Origin of the sequence: Allopusillimonas soli (assembly GCF_004153445.1) — a bacterium.
Taxonomy (GTDB): Bacteria; Pseudomonadota; Gammaproteobacteria; order Burkholderiales; family Burkholderiaceae_B; genus Allopusillimonas; species Allopusillimonas soli.
The window spans coordinates 76,113-93,376 of the sequence record NZ_SDQC01000002.1; the positions used below are offsets into that span (position 1 = coordinate 76,113).

At 52.8% G+C, this 17,264-nt stretch carries 10 protein-coding genes; 7 read left to right on the forward strand and 3 right to left on the reverse strand.

Going from position 1 to position 17,264, the window contains the following annotated elements:
* Positions 1 to 57 precede the first annotated feature (57 nt).
* A complete protein-coding gene (locus tag ERD78_RS06150) occupies positions 58 to 2,436 on the forward strand; it encodes a glycosyltransferase family 2 protein (protein ID WP_129968427.1) in 2,379 nt (792 codons plus the stop codon).
* A 23-nt stretch (positions 2,437 to 2,459) separates the two neighbouring features.
* Complete coding sequence (locus tag ERD78_RS06155; RefSeq protein WP_129968428.1) at positions 2,460 to 3,428, forward strand: sulfotransferase family 2 domain-containing protein; 969 nt, start codon at positions 2,460 to 2,462, stop codon at positions 3,426 to 3,428.
* A 233-nt stretch (positions 3,429 to 3,661) separates the two neighbouring features.
* On the opposite strand, the gene ERD78_RS06160 is transcribed toward ERD78_RS06155, so the two are convergent.
* From ERD78_RS06160 to cysD, 3 genes are read right to left on the reverse strand one after another with little or no spacing between them, the layout of a single operon-like run.
* A complete protein-coding gene (locus ERD78_RS06160; RefSeq protein WP_129968429.1) occupies positions 3,662 to 5,287 on the reverse strand; it encodes a hypothetical protein in 1,626 nt (541 codons plus the stop codon).
* 55 nt (positions 5,288 to 5,342) lie between these two features.
* Positions 5,343 to 7,244: a sulfate adenylyltransferase subunit CysN gene (cysN, locus tag ERD78_RS06165; protein WP_129968430.1), complete on the reverse strand. Its 1,902-nt coding sequence runs from the start codon at positions 7,242 to 7,244 to the stop codon at positions 5,343 to 5,345.
* Complete coding sequence (gene cysD, locus ERD78_RS20160; RefSeq protein WP_129969060.1) at positions 7,244 to 8,944, reverse strand: sulfate adenylyltransferase subunit CysD; 1,701 nt, start codon at positions 8,942 to 8,944, stop codon at positions 7,244 to 7,246. The genes cysN and cysD overlap by 1 nt, the downstream gene beginning before the upstream one ends.
* Positions 8,945 to 9,144: 200 nt before the next feature.
* Between cysD and cysQ the strand changes: the two genes are divergently transcribed.
* The 5 genes from cysQ to ERD78_RS06195 all read left to right on the forward strand — a co-directional run bounded on the left by cysQ (position 9,145) and on the right by ERD78_RS06195 (position 17,194).
* Complete coding sequence (gene cysQ, locus ERD78_RS06175) at positions 9,145 to 9,972, forward strand: 3'(2'),5'-bisphosphate nucleotidase CysQ (protein ID WP_129968431.1); 828 nt, start codon at positions 9,145 to 9,147, stop codon at positions 9,970 to 9,972.
* The gene (locus ERD78_RS06180) at positions 9,969 to 11,702 is read left to right on the forward strand and encodes an SLC13 family permease (RefSeq protein WP_209019953.1); all 1,734 of its coding nucleotides are present in this window, start codon (positions 9,969 to 9,971) and stop codon (positions 11,700 to 11,702) included. The genes cysQ and ERD78_RS06180 overlap by 4 nt, the downstream gene beginning before the upstream one ends.
* A 177-nt stretch (positions 11,703 to 11,879) precedes the next feature.
* Positions 11,880 to 13,916: a capsular polysaccharide biosynthesis protein gene (locus ERD78_RS06185; protein ID WP_180029191.1), complete on the forward strand. Its 2,037-nt coding sequence runs from the start codon at positions 11,880 to 11,882 to the stop codon at positions 13,914 to 13,916.
* Between the two features lie 479 nt (positions 13,917 to 14,395).
* Positions 14,396 to 15,928, forward strand: coding sequence for a DUF1800 domain-containing protein (locus tag ERD78_RS06190; protein ID WP_257216509.1), 1,533 nt, complete (start codon positions 14,396 to 14,398; stop codon positions 15,926 to 15,928).
* An 18-nt stretch (positions 15,929 to 15,946) separates the two neighbouring features.
* Positions 15,947 to 17,194: a DUF1501 domain-containing protein gene (locus ERD78_RS06195; RefSeq protein ID WP_129968434.1), complete on the forward strand. Its 1,248-nt coding sequence runs from the start codon at positions 15,947 to 15,949 to the stop codon at positions 17,192 to 17,194.
* Positions 17,195 to 17,264 lie beyond the last annotated feature (70 nt).

The following is a 17,264-nucleotide window of genomic DNA, read 5'->3' on the forward strand; positions in this document are numbered from 1 at the left end:
TTGAGTTTGTTTATATATTTTAAACAATTGTCATCTAAATGATTAAAAAATAATTACATGAAATTTCTAAAATCCATGGCAATTAGTTTTTGGAAGCTCGGTGCTGGCCTAGAGATATATTTTAGTCATATTTGCTTTTCTATTAATAAAAGACTACAGCTTTTAAAAGAGAATAATGAAAAGAAGCGATCAAAGATTTTGTATTTGGTGCCAAATATTAATATTATTTCTAATGATGCTGAAACGTATAACTGGACGTCCATTAATAATGATCCAGGATTTAAAGTACAGTCAATTCATGGATTTAAAAAAGGTTGGTATAAGCTATCCTTTGAAATATCGGCTGCTTGCTCGATGGGCTTAGCTAAGCTCTATATAGATTATGGTAAAGGGTATACTGAAAAAAATTCGATATCTATTGCATTTAGGAATGAGGATCCTATTGAGCTAGTTATTCGGCTTAAACATAATGCTAGAGCTTTGCGTTTTGATCCGTTTGATAAGGCTGTAAATTTTACTATTGACACCTTTGCAATTGAGTCACAATCTCCCTACTGCGTGAAAACTCTCATGCTAGAGTATTTGTGTATTAAGGAAAATAGATTTTCACTGAGCGACCCTTGGGCTTTGTGGTCAAGAATTAGAAGCGAGGCTCTACCGGAATTCAAATCTCCACTATTTTATTTATATAGAGAATATAGGGCAGAAATAAAACGAAATCTAGCTGATTATAACTATGAATTATGGCTATCATTCAAATGTCCAGCCACCATAAAAACAATTGACGCGGCAGTATTCGAGCAAAAAAAATTTCTAAAGAGGCCTCGCTTTTCCATCATAATGCCGGTATATAACCCAGTTTTAAAGTACTTAGTCAAAGCTATTGATTCAGTAGTTGGTCAAAGCTATGATAATTGGGAGCTTTGCATCGCGGATGATTGCTCTACAGATATTGATGTGCGAGCTATGCTAAGCCATTACGCATCTAAAGAGCCCAGAATTAAAGTCCTCTTTAGAGAATCTAATGGTCATATTTCTGAGGCCTCTAATAGTGCATTGTCCTTGGCAGCCGGAGATTATGTTGCATTTTTAGATCAAGATGACGAGCTGGCTGTGCATGCGCTGCATTTTATTGCGTCTTATATAAACAATCAGCCCAACTTAAAATTTATATACACTGATGAGGATAAGATAGATAGCGCGGGAGCTAGAAGCTCTCCTCATTTTAAATCTGATTGGAATCCAGATTTATTTTTTTCCCAAAACTATATATCTCATTTATCTTGTTTTGATTATAATATTGTTGACCAAATTGGTGGCTTTAGGATTGGTTTAGAAGGCAGTCAAGATTATGATTTGATTTTGAGATGCTTACAACATATTGATCCTGAGCAAATCGCTCATATTCCTGTAGTCCTGTACCATTGGCGTATCCATGAAGGGTCTACCGCGCAGAGTGAAAAATGCAAACCTTATTCGAGCACTGCGGGCTTGCGTGCACTGCGAGATTACTTTCGCGCAATCGATCAATTTGATGTTGTGGTTAACTCGGGCATATCCAGTAATACTTATCGCGTCACATTCCCGCTTTCTCACCCCCGCCCTCTTGTCAGCATATTAATACCCACCCGAGATAAATTTCAGTTACTGAATAGATGCATTGAAAGCGTATTGAGTAAGACTGCATATAAAAATTTTGAAATTATCATTATTGATAATGGTAGTCGAGAACCTGAAGTAAAAAATTACTTGCGTCAATTACAACAAATACACACTAATATTCATGTCTTGGATTACCCGTTTCATTTTAATTATTCAGCTATCAATAATTATGCAGCTAATGCATCACGAGGAGAGATTTTGGCGTTATTGAATAATGATGTTGAGGTTATTAACTCCAGCTGGCTTACGGAAATGGTGCGGCATGCTTCACGGGATGATATCGGTTGTGTTGGCGCTAAACTATATTATGAAGATAATACTATTCAACATGCTGGAGTTATAGTTGGCTTGGGTGGCGTTGCAGGTCATTCTCATAAGCATTGCTGTGGAGATGCCCCAGGCTATTTTCGAAGGCTTCAACTTACACAAAATTTATCAGCGGTTACTGGCGCTTGCATGCTGATTAAAAGGGAACTTTATTTTGAAGTTGGAGGAATGGAAGAAAATCTCGCTGTAGCGTTTAATGATGTCGATTTTTGTCTGAAGGTGCGAGAAGCAGGATACAGAAATTTATGGACACCTTATGCAGAACTATATCATTTCGAATCTAAATCTAGAGGTGCAGAAGATGACCCTGTAAAATTAGCACGCTTTTCGGCGGAAGTTGAGTTTATGAAAAATAAATGGGGAAGAATTTTATCTGAAGACCCTTATTATAATGTTAACTTAAGCCGAGCACGCGAAGATTTCTCGATTGCATCGCGAGACGAATAATTTGTGTATTATTAGCAAACTCCATGATAGAACCCCGTATTCTATATTTTGTACATGTACCTAAAACCGCAGGCACTAGTTTTAGAGTTGCTGCTGAAAAAGCATATGGCAGTGAAAGCATTGCGTGTGACTATGGCTTACAGTCTGGGAAAACACATGTTGATATTAAAGGATTAGCCTGCAATAATGATCTGTTTGCTCTCCTTTCTAAATTTCAAAATTCAAAAATAAGAATGATTGCTGGCCATGTTCCTGTTAGCAAATATTTACCTATCATACCTGCAGAGAATATTATTACTTTTGTACGCCATCCATTATCTCAAATAATCTCTCATTTTGAGCATCACAGACGTCATAATAAGAAATTTAATAAGAATTTTTTTGATTATATCAAGAGCCCTGAGGCTAATAATTTTCAAAGCAGATTATTGGCGGGAATTCCTTTGGAAACAATTGGATTGTTGGGCGTCACTGAGCGTTATAGTGAAAGCTTGGCCGTATTGAATCGAAAATTTGGAACTGATTTTCTAGAGTATTATGAGAATAAAAAGCCTCTTGAGAAAAATTTAAATTTATGTCTAGATAATGATATTATTCAAGCTATCCTCGATGCGAATAAAGAAGATATTCGACTATTGAAACGTGCTAATGAACTACTGGATATAAGGCTCGAAATGGAGCGAAATGGGAGCCCTTTTGTCCATGGAAAGCTGTTGAACATTACTACACGGAGCTTGCGAGGATTCGCATACTATGGCTGCAATTCCGAGCCAGTTGAGGTTCAGTGCCTTGTTAACGGAACCTTGTATGGAAAGCCTGTGCGAGCAACTCAGTTCCGCCCTTTACTATTGTCAGCTAGGCCCCCACGTCGCGGATGTGTGGGCTTTGATATAGAATTTAAACCATTATTGAAACCTGGGGATACCGTTGTATGTAAGGTTGTTGGTAGCAATCAAACTATTTTTTCGCACAATATTGAAGGGGAAGCGTAATCGTAACCCTGCCAGAGAAGAAACGTAACTCTTCTGAATGCTGCCTTGTAAGCCTCGTTGGAGAGTGATTTGACTACCCGTTCTTGCGTAAGAATCTCGGTTGAGACACTTTCAGAGATGGCCCTCCTCGGTACACTAGGTCGGGTCTTTTTATTGAGCCACATGATCATACCGTTTTTGACGAGTAGATCATTACAGACACTTACACAACGGCAAGGGAAACCCAACGATGGTCAAGGTTGTGGAGTAAGATGCGTAGCTATTCTGTTAGCGAGATCCAAACGACTGCTGTAACTTTTTACTGATGCAATGAGAGCATAGCTCGCTTTTCGAAATTTAGGATTTTGACAACGTTTCTTGACCCAGTCTTTATATTGACTTTTGTTCAAGGAATAATCCTGCTTTAAAAGCAATGTCAGGAGTGTCTTTTGTATTTCAAGATCAGCATTTGTTTGAGACTTGAGTAAGGAAATTGCTTCTTGAGTCTTTCCCATATGATCGAGGGCTATCGCTCGAAGAATAAGGAGGGGAGAGGTTACGATACCTTTTTGTGAAGCAGTGTGTAGTAATTCATCCGCCTCTGCGTAGCGGCCAATAGTGAGCCACAGGCTGGCCATATGCGTATAGAACCTGGCGTTGTTTGGATTCTTTAATAAGGCTAACTTATAAAAATGTTCAGCACTTTCTTCATCTAACATTGCCTCATAGCAAGTACCAAGATACATAAAAATATAAGGAGGAGTATGGCCGCTAAGTATGACGTTGAGAAATGCCGATTTCGCCTGCTCTAATTGCCCTTTAAATTTACATACTAGCGCGAACTGTTCCCAAATATGTGAGTCAAACTTAGCTCGACTTTCTATCGCTTCTAATATGCTGCCTAATGATGCTGGCGTACGAGGATATGTATGTAGAAAAGATAATTGCTCGCGCCACTTTAAAGGGAGGGTTTGGGTACACGTATTATTCTCTTTGTTTTGTTCAGCCGAGTTTAATAGATCGTTGGCGAAATCTTGCCGTTTTGATTGTTCATCTTGTATATTTGGCCCCCACTTGGGCTGCTCGTATTCGCTGCGTATATCTGCATGCCTTAATAAGTTGGCCCATAAACTATTTAAAGCTGCAATTTTTTCATCGCTTATCATACGGCATATGCTGCAATCAACTTGGTTGTGAGCCAACGATGGTTTCAGCGAACTGTGCGTTTTTGGATTCAGATGTATGTCAAATTGTTTATTTACAAGCTCAATCAGCGAAATTCCGCTTAATATTGATTGTTGAGTTAAAACTAAGCGCTGAACTTTCGGACATTTTTCGATAAAAGCTAAGATTCGACGGCAATAGGCTATCCACATATCAGCTGCTAGCTCTGGTTGGTACCAGAATGCGCCATTTTCAGATGCTGAGCCTTCTTGAAATGCCAGAAGCTCGGAATGACGACGATAAAGAGATTGAATGCTAGCGCTCCAATGCCTAAGCAGGATGACATAGTGGCCGGCGTCGCCTAGCGCCTCACTCCATCTTGGTAAGAATAGGCATTGGCGCGGATCCTTCATTCCCCAAACTGGTCCATCGATTCGATTTCGTCTTTCGATGTATCGTTCAACATATGGCAGGTTTCGCTCCATTCCAAGCGACACTTCATCGTGAAATTGCCAAAATGTATTGTGGCGAGCCAGCCACTGATCATGTAGTGCAACTAGTGGCATGTCTTCGAAATGCCCATCTGGGTTGGATGGATTGGGAGGCATTAGATAGCTACCCATGGGTAAGCCCGCGTTATGCAACCACTGAGCCACTGCCGATGTCAGACTGCGGTGAAAACCAGCCACAACTACAATGCGCGATTTCGATGCCATCCGTGCTCCAATGTCCTGTATTCAAAAAAGCGTGGGCCTTAACCCACGCTCATTTCTAACAATACCCGTTTCCTTTCAAATACTCGAGTATCTTGTCCGCTTGTTCTGCAGGTGAGCCTCCACTCGTATCCACCACAATCTCCGCATTCTCCGGCACCTCATATGGTGAATCAATTCCCGTGAAGTTCTTCAGTTCGCCGGAGCGCGCCTTCTTGTAAAGCCCCTTGGTATCCCGGCTTTCCGCAACCTGCAGCGGAGTGCTGACATACACCTCGATGAATTCTCCATCTTCCAGCATGCCGCGCGCCATGGTGCGTTCTGACTCGAACGGCGAAATAAAGGATGTAATGACGATCAGGCCGGCATCCACCATCAGTTTGGACACTTCCGCAACCCGGCGTATGTTCTCTACGCGGTCTGCATCGGTAAAGCCCAGATCCTTGTTCAGGCCATGGCGTATGTTGTCGCCATCCAGCAAATAGGTATGGCGGCCTTCGGCGTGTAGTTTCTTTTCCACCAGGTTGGCTATGGTGGATTTGCCCGCGCCCGACAGGCCGGTGAACCAGAGTACGCACGATTTTTGCTGCTTGATGGCACTGCGGGCTGCCTTGTTCACATCCACGTGTTGCATATGGATGTTATGGCTGCGGCGCAGGGCGAAGCGCAACAGGCCGGCGCCTACCGTATTATTGGTAAGGCGGTCAATCAGGATAAAGCCGCCAGTATCCGGGTTTTCTTCGTAGGGGTCGAAGGGCACCGGTTTGTCCAGGCTGATGTTGCACACACCGATTTCATTCAAATCCAGTTTGCGGGCGGCAATATGCTCCAGCGTATTGACATTGACCTGATGCTTGATCGCCGTAACGGTGGTTGACACCATGTTGTTGGCAATCTTCATCAGGTAGGGGCGGCCCGGCAACAGGGGTTCGTCGTGCATCCAGATCAGCGTGGCTTCAAATTGGTCGGCCACCTCGGCAGATGCTTCCGTCGTGGAGATGACATCGCCACGCGAGATATCGATTTCATCTGCCAGCGTCAGGGTAATAGACTGCCCCGCAACTGCCATGGGCAGGTCGCCGCCTTGCGTCACAATGCGTGCAACCGAGCTTTCCTTGCCCGAGGGCTGCACCCGTATTTTGTCGCCCGGCTTGATCAGGCCGCTGGCAATAGTGCCGGTAAAGCCGCGGAAATCCAGGTTGGGGCGGTTTACCCACTGCACCGGCAGCCTGAAGGGCTGCTGCTGCATTCGCATCTCGTTGATTTCCACGGTTTCCAGGAAGCCCATCAGTGTGCTGCCATGGTACCAGCCCATATTGGGGCTGCGGCTGATGATGTTGTCGCCCTTGAAGGCGGAGACGGGAATAAAGGTAACGTTTTTCAGGCCTATCTGCTTCGCAAAGGCCATGTAGTCTTCGACAATCTTGTTGTAGGTGGATTCGGCGTAGTCAACCAGGTCCATTTTGTTGATGGCAACCACAATGTGCTGTATGCCAATCAACGACACCAGATAGCTGTGGCGACGGGTTTGTGTCAGCACGCCTTTGCGGGCGTCAACCATGACCACGGCCATGTCGGCGGTGGACGCACCGGTAATCATGTTGCGCGTGTACTGCTCGTGGCCCGGGGTGTCGGCCACGATGAATTTTCGCTTGTCGGTGGAGAAGAAGCGATAGGCCACATCGATGGTAATGCCTTGCTCGCGTTCGGCAGCCAGGCCGTCCACCAGCAGGGCAAAGTCGATGGCGTCGCCTTGGGTGCCCCATTTTTTTGAGTCGGCTTCCACGGCAGCCAGCTGATCTTCAAACAGCATCTTGGATTCGAAAAGCAGGCGGCCTATCAGCGTGCTTTTGCCGTCATCGACGCTGCCGCAGGTAATGAAGCGCAGCAGGTGCTTTTTCTCGTGTGCGCTCAGATACTGCGCGATATCGGTGGAAATCAGGTCGGAAACGTGTGACATCAGAAGTATCCCTCTTGTTTTTTCTTTTCCATGGAAGCGGCGGAGTCGTGATCGATGACGCGCCCCTGGCGCTCCGATGTGCGGGTCAGCAGCATTTCCTGGATGATGGCGGGCAGCGTGTCGGCTTCGGACTCAACGGCGCCGGTCAAAGGGTAGCAGCCCAGTGTGCGAAAACGTACTTTCTTCATCATGGGCACTTCACCCGGCTTTAGCGGCATGCGGTCGTCGTCCACCATGATGAGGGCGCCGTCGCGCTCCACCACAGGCCGGGACGCGGAATAGTACAGCGGTACGATGGGGATATTCTCCAGGTAGATATATTGCCAGATGTCCAGCTCCGTCCAGTTGGACAGCGGAAATACCCGCATGGATTCGCCCTTGTGCTTGCGGGCGTTGTACAGCTTCCAGAGTTCCGGGCGCTGGTTTTTGGGGTCCCAGCGGTGTTGGGCCGTTCGGAAGGAAAAGATGCGTTCCTTGGCGCGCGATTTTTCCTCGTCGCGCCTGGCTCCGCCAAAGGCAGCATCGAAGCGGTGTTTGTCCAGCGCCTGCTTCAGGCCCTCGGTTTTCATGATATCGGTATGAATGGCCGACCCATGGGTGAAAGGGTTGATATTCTTGGCTACGCCGTCGGGGTTGATGTGCACGAGCAGCTCCATGCCCGTTTCCTTGGCAACCTTGTCGCGGAAGGCGTACATGTCGCGGAATTTCCAGCGCGTGTCCACGTGCAGCAGGGGGAAGGGCGGTATGGCGGGATAAAAGGCCTTTAGCGCCAGGTGCAGCATGACGGCGCTGTCTTTGCCAATGGAATAGAGCATGACGGGGTTTTCGGCCTCGGCTACAACTTCCCGCATGATATGAATGCTTTCGGCTTCCAGCCGCTGTAAGTGGGTAAGGGGCATAGTTTGCCTTGTCGTTGATGTCGAAAATGAAGAGGTTGCCGCAGGGGTTGCCTGCGGGGCGGGCAGGTCTGCAAGTGCAGGTTGCCCGGTGGGCAGGCACACGGCGCACATGCGCTCGCCTTGGTCGGTCAGCCATTTGCCCAAAGCCTGGGGCCGCAGCAGGTATGGGTTGTCCAGCACAATGTGTTGCGAGTGGGGAAACTGGGCGATCAGGCCTTCAAGAAATGCTCGCCAATCCTGCAGGCCTGGCGTCTTGGGAAAAAGCAGCCAGAAAACCTGGCCGCGTGGAGTGTGTGCATAGATCTGATGGCAGTGCAGCGCGGCCACCTGCCGCTGGCCGGCCCAGAGAATCTGGCCGCCGGCTTTGCGTGCATCGGCCTGCAGCGCCGGATAGTGGGCGGCCATCCATTGAACGACATCCAGGCTGCGCGACGCCTTGGCCTGCGCCAGCAGATTGGGACAGTTCAGCCCCCAGCTGTGAACGAGGCGGGCGGCATTGCGCACCGGTACCGCCAGGCCACATTGGTGCTTGAACCAGGCCACCATGGCATTCTGGCTCCATAGCCTGTGTTCACCCGGCTCCTGTAGTTGGCTCGGGTCGTTGGCCAACATGGCTGTTTGCAGTGCTTGGATGGCTTCTGGTGTGAGTTTTTCGTAACCCGCGGCGGGTCGCCCGCCTTTCTGGGTAACCACGGCGTCCCAGCCGCCAGCCTGATAGGCCTTGTGCGCGGCGATGACAGTGGGAATGCTGAGCCCTGTGGCGCGTCGCGTGGCTTCCAGCGTAGCCCCGGCCAGCCGCATTTCGACTGCCTGGCGACGGCGCTGGTTGGTGACGGAAACGGAGCGGGTTGTGGTGGCCACGGCACTGTGCTGTACGTTCAGATTGGGCCTAGTGTAAGCCAATTCAGGCCTTTATGCACTATTAAACATTAATTTATTATGGAATAGACTAAAACTATTCGCTACAATCAAATCGCTTTCAACTCACCCATCTTTAATTTATGTCCGAACCCACTAGAAAAGAATTGCTGGAGCGCCTCATTCCCGTTGTCCGTGCAGCGGGGGATGTCATCATGGACATCTACGATACCGATTTCCAGGTGCAGGGCAAGGCCGACAACTCGCCGGTAACCGTGGCCGATCAGCAAGCCGAGGCGCTTATTGTGCCGGCCCTGCAGGCGCTGCTGCCCGGCGTGCCCGTGGTGGCCGAAGAGGCGGTGGCCGCGGGCGATATTCCGCAGGTGGGCGATCGTTTCTGGCTTGTGGATCCGCTCGACGGCACGCGCGAGTTCATCAACCGCAACGGCGAGTTCACTGTCAATGTGGCGCTGATCGAGTCGGGGCAGCCTGTGCTGGGTGTCGTGCTGGCACCTGCCTTGGGGCGTCTTTATGCCGGGGGGCAGGGTGTCGGGGCATTTCTCGAGGACGCGCAGGGCCGGTGCGCCGTGGCTTGCCGTGTGCCGCCCGATTGCGGGCTTACCGTGGTGGCCAGCCGCTCCCACGGGGATGCCGAGGCGTTGGCAGCCTTTCTGAATGGTCGCAAGCTGGCCGAGTTGCGCAATGCGGGCTCCTCTTTGAAGCTTTGCCTGGTGGCGCACGGCGAGGCAGATCTTTACCCCCGTCTTGGGCGCACCATGGAGTGGGATATTGCCGCTGGCCACGCGGTGCTGGCTGCCGCCGGCGGGGCGGTGAATACCCTGGACGGCCTTGCCTTGCTCTATGGCAAGCCTGGTTTCGAGAACCCGCACTTCGTGGCTGTGGGGCTGCACGATGCACTCCCTGCCGGCGCCGAAGGCCGTTTGCCGCCCTCCGCCGCGCCGGGTGCATGATGACAGCGTGGCTGGTGCTGGCATCAGTTGGCATATTGTTGGCGGTATTGATTCATGGCAGGGTGCCGGCAGCCATTGCCTTTACGGTCCTGGCCGGTATCTATTTACTTGCCGGGCTTATTCAGGCGTCCGCGTATCTGGCCAGCTTTTCCAATTCGGCGCTGGCCACCCTGGTGGTGCTGCTGCTGGTATCCATCGCGCTTGAGCGTTCTCCCATCTTGGGGCAGCTTTCCCGTCTGTTGATCAGGCCGGGGTCAGCCACCCGGGCCGTGTTCAGGCTGTCCGGCGCCTCAGTATTGGCATCGGCCTTTGTGAACAACACCGCGGTGGTGGGCGCTTTTCTGGGCATGGTCACGCACCAGCGGCGCATTGCGCCTTCCAAGCTGCTCATCCCGCTGTCTTATGCCTCTATATTAGGCGGCATATGTACATTGGTGGGTACCAGCACCAATCTCGTGGTCAATTCCTTTGCCGTCAACGCGGGCCTGCCGGCATTGGCCATGTTCCAGTTCACCTGGGTGGGTGTGCCCGTGGCGCTGGTGTGCCTGGTGGTGCTTGCCTTGTCGGCCCGCCTGCTGCCGGTGCGCGAAACAGACAGCAAGCGCGACGCGCATGCATACTTCGTCGAAGCGCTGATCGCGGCTGATTCGCCCATGGCAGGCAAGACCATCGAGGCCAACGGGCTGCGCAATCTGGATGGCCTGTTTCTGGTGGAGATTCTGCGCGGCGGCCGGTTGATTTCCCCGGTTGGCCCCGAAACAGTGCTCGAGCCGGAAGATCAGCTATTGTTCACCGGCGAGGTTCAAAAGCTGCAAACCATGCGTCAGTTCAAGGGGCTGCATGTGTTCGGCGCGCCGGCCTCATCGCTGCTGGCGTCCAATCTGGTCGAGGTGGTGATTTCAAATGAATCCGAGCTGGCGGGCCGCACCTTGCGCGAGGTGGACTTCCGCACCATGTTCGATGCCGGCGTGGTGGCCATCCGTCGGGGCGAGCGCCGGCTTACGGGTCAGCTTGGCCGCATTCCGCTGCGTGTGGGCGATTCTCTATTGCTGGCCACGGGGCCAGACTTCCGCCAACACCGCAACCTGGATCGCAATTTTCATATCCTGAACGGCGATGGCCTGCGCCCGCATCTGGGCCGCTGGCAAAACCGGCTTGTAACCGGCGGTTTTGCGCTGGTGATTGCCCTGTCCGCATTGAACTGGCTGCCTTTGTTGCAAGGCATGATGGTGCTATTGGCCTTGTTGTTGGCCAGCGGTGTATTGAGCCTGTCCGAAATCCGCCGGCGTTTTCCGTTTGAGCTGGTATTGATTATCGGCTCGGCACTGGCCATGGCTACAGTGCTGGAAACATCAGGCGCGGCGGCGCTGATCGCCGGCGGAATACGTTATGTATTTCAGGACTACGGCGTCATGGGCGCTTTTGTTGGGGTCTACCTGATGACGCTGGCGCTTACAGAACTGGTCACCAATAATGCGGCGGCAGCTCTGGCTTTCCCTATTGCGCTGTCCACGGCGCGTGCCTTTGGCGTGGATCCAACCGCTTTCGTCATGGTGGTGGCTTATGGCGCGAGCGCGGGTTTTCTCATGCCATTCGGCTATCAGACGCACCTTATGGTGTATTCGGCGGGCCATTACCGCATGGGGGATTTCGTGCGGGTTGGGCTGCCGGTAAGCATTGCGTATTCGGTGTGCGTACTGCTATTGGTGCCGCTGGTATTTCCATTCTGAGTTTCAGCCCCGCCCCAGGCTGCCATGCAGGGTGGGGCTGTGCTTTAATGGGTGCCCGCGGCCGCTTGTGCCGATTTCACCTGTTTTTACTGCACGCTTGCAAGCATGATAGGCATATTTTCCGCCGGCATATTGCGAATTCCGCATTTGTCCTCCTTTATTGGAGACCATGTCCGCTTGATATCGAAACGCGGCGCCGAAGGCCTGACAGCCATCGCCGGCTGGGGGCAGCGCCCCACCACGGCCGCTGCGCGCGCCTATGCCAGGCGGCGGGGCTTGCCATATATTTCCCTGGAAGACGGCTTTCTGCGCTCGCCGGGGCTTAGTGTGGATGGCGACGTTACGCTGTCCATGGTGGTGGACGACCTGGGCATTTATTACGACGCTTCACGGCCTTCGCGCCTGGAGGCGCTTATCGCTGGAATCGAGCTGGATGATGCCCTGGCCAGGCAGGCAGGCCGGGCCATGCGCCTGATACGCAAGTATCGTTTGTCCAAATACAACCATTCGCCCGAGGTAACGTTGCCGGCGGCGCAGCCAGGCAGCGCCTCGCGTGTACTGGTGGTGGACCAGACTTTTGGCGACATGTCCGTGTCGCTGGGCGGGGCCGATCCCGACACCTTTCTTGACATGCTGGCCTGTGCTTTGCGTGAAAACCCTGGCGCCGAAGTCTGGATCAAGACCCATCCCGACATCCTGGCCGGTAAGAAGCGTGGTTACCTGACCGCGCCTGATATCGATCCAGCCGATGCGATGCGTGTGCATGTACTTGCGCGTGGCGCGTCGCCCCTGCCCTTGCTGGAGCAAATGGACAAGGTCTATGTGGTGACCTCGCAAATGGGCTTTGAGGCTTTGATGATGGGCAAGCCGGTGGTGTGTTTCGGCCTGCCCTGGTATGCGGGTTGGGGGCTTACGGACGATCGCCACGCCGGTGTGGCGGCGCTGCGTGCGCGCAGGCCCGTGGCCCGCTCGGTCGAGCAGCTGTTTGCGGCAGCCTATATGCAGTATGCCCGCTATTTGAACCCGGCCACGGCGCAATCGGGCAGTATTTTCGATGTTATTGAATACCTGGCATGCAATAAGCGTATGGAAACGCTCACGCGCGGTACGCTGTACTGCATGGCCATGGGGGTGTGGAAGCGCGGTGTTGTGCGGCCATTTGTACATACGCGTTCCAACAAGGTGCGTTTTGTAGGCAAACTGTCACGCTTGGCGCACATGCCGCTTGCTGAAGACAGGCGTATGGTGATCTGGGGCACCAAGGCGCTTGAAGCGTCGCGCGCTGCGGCGCAAAGGCATGGCATGCCGCTGTGGCGCATGGAAGATGGCTTTCTGCGGTCTGTGGGGCTGGGGTCTGATCTGTTTCGTGCTGTGTCTCTTGTGTTGGATACGCACGGCATGTATTACGATCCGGCTTCGGGCAGCGATCTTGAGCGCATGATCCAGCGCCAGCAACTGGACAATGACGACATCGCCAGGGCGCGTGAATTCAATGCCGTGTATGTGGCTTCGGGCGTCAGCAAATACAACATACAAGCCGGCGGGTTTGCCGTGGATGCCGGCGGCCGGCGAGTGATACTTGTGCCGGGCCAGGTGGAAGACGATGCATCCATACGGTTGGGTACGGGCGACGTCTGCACCAACCAGGGCTTGTTGCAGGCTGTGCGCGCCGCCAACCCGAGCGCTTATATTATCTACAAGCCCCACCCGGACGTGGAGGCCGGCAACCGCGAGGGCAGGGTAAGCGCCGAGGCCTTGGCCGTGCTCGCTGACTTGTGCGCCAACCAGGCCAACATCATCGACTGCATCCTGGTGGCCGACGAAGTGCATACCATGACGTCCTTGTCTGGCTTCGAGGCCTTGCTGCACGGCAAGGTGGTGCACTGCTATGGAGGCCCCTTCTATGCAGGGTGGGGGTTGACGCAAGATCATTTTCCCTTGCCGCATCGCACAAGGCGGGCCTCGCTGGAAGAGTTGATCTTTGCGGCGATACTGCAGTATCCCCGCTATGCCTTGCCGGAGGGCGCGGGCGTTGGGGGCTACGTGCCGGCTGAAGCGGTGATGAAATGGCTGGCTACCCAGGCCAGGATCATGCAACGGCGCGGAATTGGCGAACGAGGGCCCATCCCCGCCTGGATGGTGCGCCGGGGAATCAAGACCTGGTCTATTGCGCAATCTGCGATGGAAGAGTGGCGTTACCGGCGCAGGCGCTAAGCTTCGCGTAGGCGGATGTCGCATGTGAAAAGCAGTATTTTTTAGTGCGACTTCAGCCAAATGGATGAGCACCTTACGCCCTATATTGGGATTTCGTACTTTTTGTTTCAATGATATACGCGTACGACCCAAAAAATGGGGGCAACATGTGGGTAATTGCACTGCTTGCTATTGCGTTGGTCTGTTGGGTGTCCCTGGGCCTGCGCGTGATGGAGCGGACGGAAGAAGAAGAAGGCCAGGCTGGCTTGCTGCCATGGGATGAGCAGGAGAGCCCAGTTGAGCCGGTGAAACCGTTGGAAAAGAAAATCTCGACTGGCTTACATCGTATATAAGCTGCCAGGCCGGTTTTCGCCACAAAATGCTCTATGCTATTCACATAGCAACCTTCCAGAAGGAAGACTCAGAGCATGGCCGTGACACATGTATTGATGCGCAGATTGCTTGCCTGTGCCCTTCTTGCGATAGGCTCCATGGCTGCGATGGGAACGGGTGCGGCACAGCAGGATGCACGGCATCAAACACCCGCTGCCGCAGCGGCGCAGGCGGCGCATCAAGAGGCTGCGCTTGGCCTCAAGCAGATATCGCTGCTTAACCGTCTTACCTGGGGCGCCACGCCCGCGCTGGCGAAGCATTTGCAGGAAGTGGGCGACAAAGCCTTTATTGACGAGCAGCTTGAGCCCGGCCCCGCCAAGCTGCCATCGGCTGTGCAACGTGCAATAGATACCCTGCCGGTCTCCAAAGACCCTCAAGCTTTAGTGTTGCGAATTCGTCGTCGCCAAATTGACATGAGTAAAACGCAAGGCACCAGGATGGAGGAAAAGGAACGTGAAGAGTTCCAAGCTTGGATACTGGATTTTCAGCGCCAAGCGCAGCAGCGTACGCTATTTCGTGCTGTGTATTCTTCTAATCAGCTGCAAGAAAAAATGACTTGGTTTTGGATGAACCATTTCAGCGTATTTATAGGTAAAGGGCCAATTATGAGGCCGTTGATAGTTGATTATGAAGAACGCGTCGTGCACCCGCGCGCTTTGGGCAAATTCCAGGATCTTCTGGCAGCCACCATGCGTCATCCTGCTATGCTCGTCTACTTGGATAACCGTTTCAATTATGCCAAGAAAATCAATGAAAACTATGGCCGGGAATTGATGGAGCTACACACCCTGGGCGTGGATGCAGGATACACCCAGAAGGACGTAATCGCGCTGAGCCATATTCTCACCGGGTTGGGGGTAAACCTTACCGGCAAGCAGCCCAAGCTGCCCAAGAAGCATAAAGATGATTATGTGCACGAGGGCCTGTTCGAGTTCAACCCCGCGCGGCACGATTATGGCGACAAGCAGTTCCTGGGACATACCATTCATGGCAAGGGCTTGGCGGAGATCGACGAGGTGGCCAAGCTGCTGGCCCATCAGCCCGCTACTGCAAAGCATATCAGCAAGAAACTCGCTGTTTACTTTGTAAGTGACGACCCCCCCGAAGCGCTGATAGACCATATGAGCAAGGTGTTTCTGGACAGCGACGGCGACATTGCCGCCACGCTGCGCGCCATGTTTGAAAGCCAGGCCTTCCAGCAGGCGCTGAGCAAGGAAGATTTCAAGGACCCTATGCGTTATGTAATGGCGTCTGTGCGCATGATGCATGGGGAGGGCGACCCCATTGTGAATGCGCAGCCGATTGTGGGATGGTTGGGGCAATTGGGTGAAGTACCTTATGGCCGGGTGACGCCAGATGGCTATCCATTGGAGCGCAGCGACTGGCAGGGGTCGGGCCAGATGCAGACGCGGTTTGTTATTGCGCGAGGCATAGGCAGCCCGGCGGCGGGGCTGTATGAGAAGCCCGAAAAAGGCAAAAAGCCGGCGACACGCAAACCGCCAGAAGAAGCGCGTAAAGCCTACGCAGGCATCTTGCGCAACGGCGTCAGTAAGGCAACACGCCAGGCCTTGCAACAGGCAAACTCCCTGGCGGAGTGGAATACTCTGCTTTTGTCTTCGCCCGACTTCATGAACCATTGATATTGCAGGTGGAAAGCCATGCAACGACGCGATCTATTGAAATTTCTCGGCAGCCTGCCCGCAGCACGCATTGGGCAGTGCGCCACCGCCGGACTGGCGCTGGGCAGTACACGTCTGTACGCCGCGCCGCAAACAAATGCACGATTGCTTGTGGTATTCATGCGCGGCGCCTACGATGCCAGCAACCTGCTGGTACCCATAGGCAGTGATTTCTATTACGAGTCGCGCAAGACCATTGCCATACCTCGCCCACAAGGGTCCGGCAAATCCAAGGCAGACGGCAAGGCGGTTGCCTTGCCGCTCGATGCCGACTGGGGCTTGCATCCCATCATGAAAGATACACTGCTGCCGTTGTACAAAGAAAAGCAGTTGGCATTCGTGAATTTTGCCGGCACCGATGATCTGACGCGCAGCCATTTCGACACGCAGAACACCATAGAGCTGGGCCAGGCCCTGAAGGGCCAGCGGGACTATGGCTCCGGCTTCCTGAACCGGCTGGTTGAGGTCATGGGTCGAAACAAGGCGCACCCCTGTGCATTCAGCGGCCAACTGCCCTTGATCATGCGCGGCAAGGCGGATGTGCCCAATATTGCATTGGCTGCTCCCAAAATGGCCAAGCCGCTCAAGGAGCGTCAGCAGAAACTCATCCAGCGCATGTACAAGGATTCGACGCTGGGCGACATGGTGCGCGAAGGCTTCACTGTACGCAATGCATCGGCGGATGCCATCAAGAAGGAAATGGACGAAGCCAGCGGCGGTGCAATCTCCGCGGCCGGTTTCAAGGGCGAGGCCCGCCGTGTCGCCACGCTGATGCGCGACCGCTTCAATGTGGGCTTCGTGGACGTGGGAGGCTGGGATACGCACGTAAACCAGGGCGGCGTCGAAGGAGCGCTCGCCAAGCGGCTGGACATACTGGCTCAGGGCCTGAAAGGCTTTGCGGAAGGTATGGGCGACCAGTGGAAGAACACCGTGGTGGTCGTTGTCAGCGAATTTGGTCGCACCTTCCGCGAGAACGGCAACAGGGGCACCGACCACGGTCACGGCACCACCTATTGGGTCATGGGCGGCTCGGTCAAGGGCGGTCAGATCGCCGGTGAACAAACCGAGCTGACAGCCAAAACCCTGAACCAGAACCGCGACTACCCCGTGCTGAACAATTACCGTGATGTACTGGGCGGGCTATTCCAGCGCATGTATGGGCTGAACGCCAAGCAGGTACAGACGGTTTTTCCAGGGGCGAAGGCCAAGGATGTGGGGTTGGTTTGATTTACGAACGCTTCAAAGATCGAAGTGCTCCGTCTACTAAAAATCAGCAAGCCCAAAATAATGCGATCTG

Coding starts and splice junctions, on each gene's coding strand:
- ERD78_RS06150 (WP_129968427.1), top strand. CDS start 58: ATGAAATTTCTAAAATCCATGGCAATTAGTTTTTGGAAGCTCGGTGCT.
- ERD78_RS06155 (WP_129968428.1), top strand. CDS start 2,460: ATGATAGAACCCCGTATTCTATATTTTGTACATGTACCTAAAACCGCA.
- ERD78_RS06160 (WP_129968429.1), bottom strand. CDS start 5,287: ATGGCATCGAAATCGCGCATTGTAGTTGTGGCTGGTTTTCACCGCAGT.
- cysN (WP_129968430.1), bottom strand. CDS start 7,244: ATGTCACACGTTTCCGACCTGATTTCCACCGATATCGCGCAGTATCTG.
- cysD (WP_129969060.1), bottom strand. CDS start 8,944: ATGCGGCTGGCCGGGGCTACGCTGGAAGCCACGCGACGCGCCACAGGG.
- cysQ (WP_129968431.1), top strand. CDS start 9,145: ATGTCCGAACCCACTAGAAAAGAATTGCTGGAGCGCCTCATTCCCGTT.
- ERD78_RS06180 (WP_209019953.1), top strand. CDS start 9,969: ATGATGACAGCGTGGCTGGTGCTGGCATCAGTTGGCATATTGTTGGCG.
- ERD78_RS06190 (WP_257216509.1), top strand. CDS start 14,396: ATGGGAACGGGTGCGGCACAGCAGGATGCACGGCATCAAACACCCGCT.
- ERD78_RS06195 (WP_129968434.1), top strand. CDS start 15,947: ATGCAACGACGCGATCTATTGAAATTTCTCGGCAGCCTGCCCGCAGCA.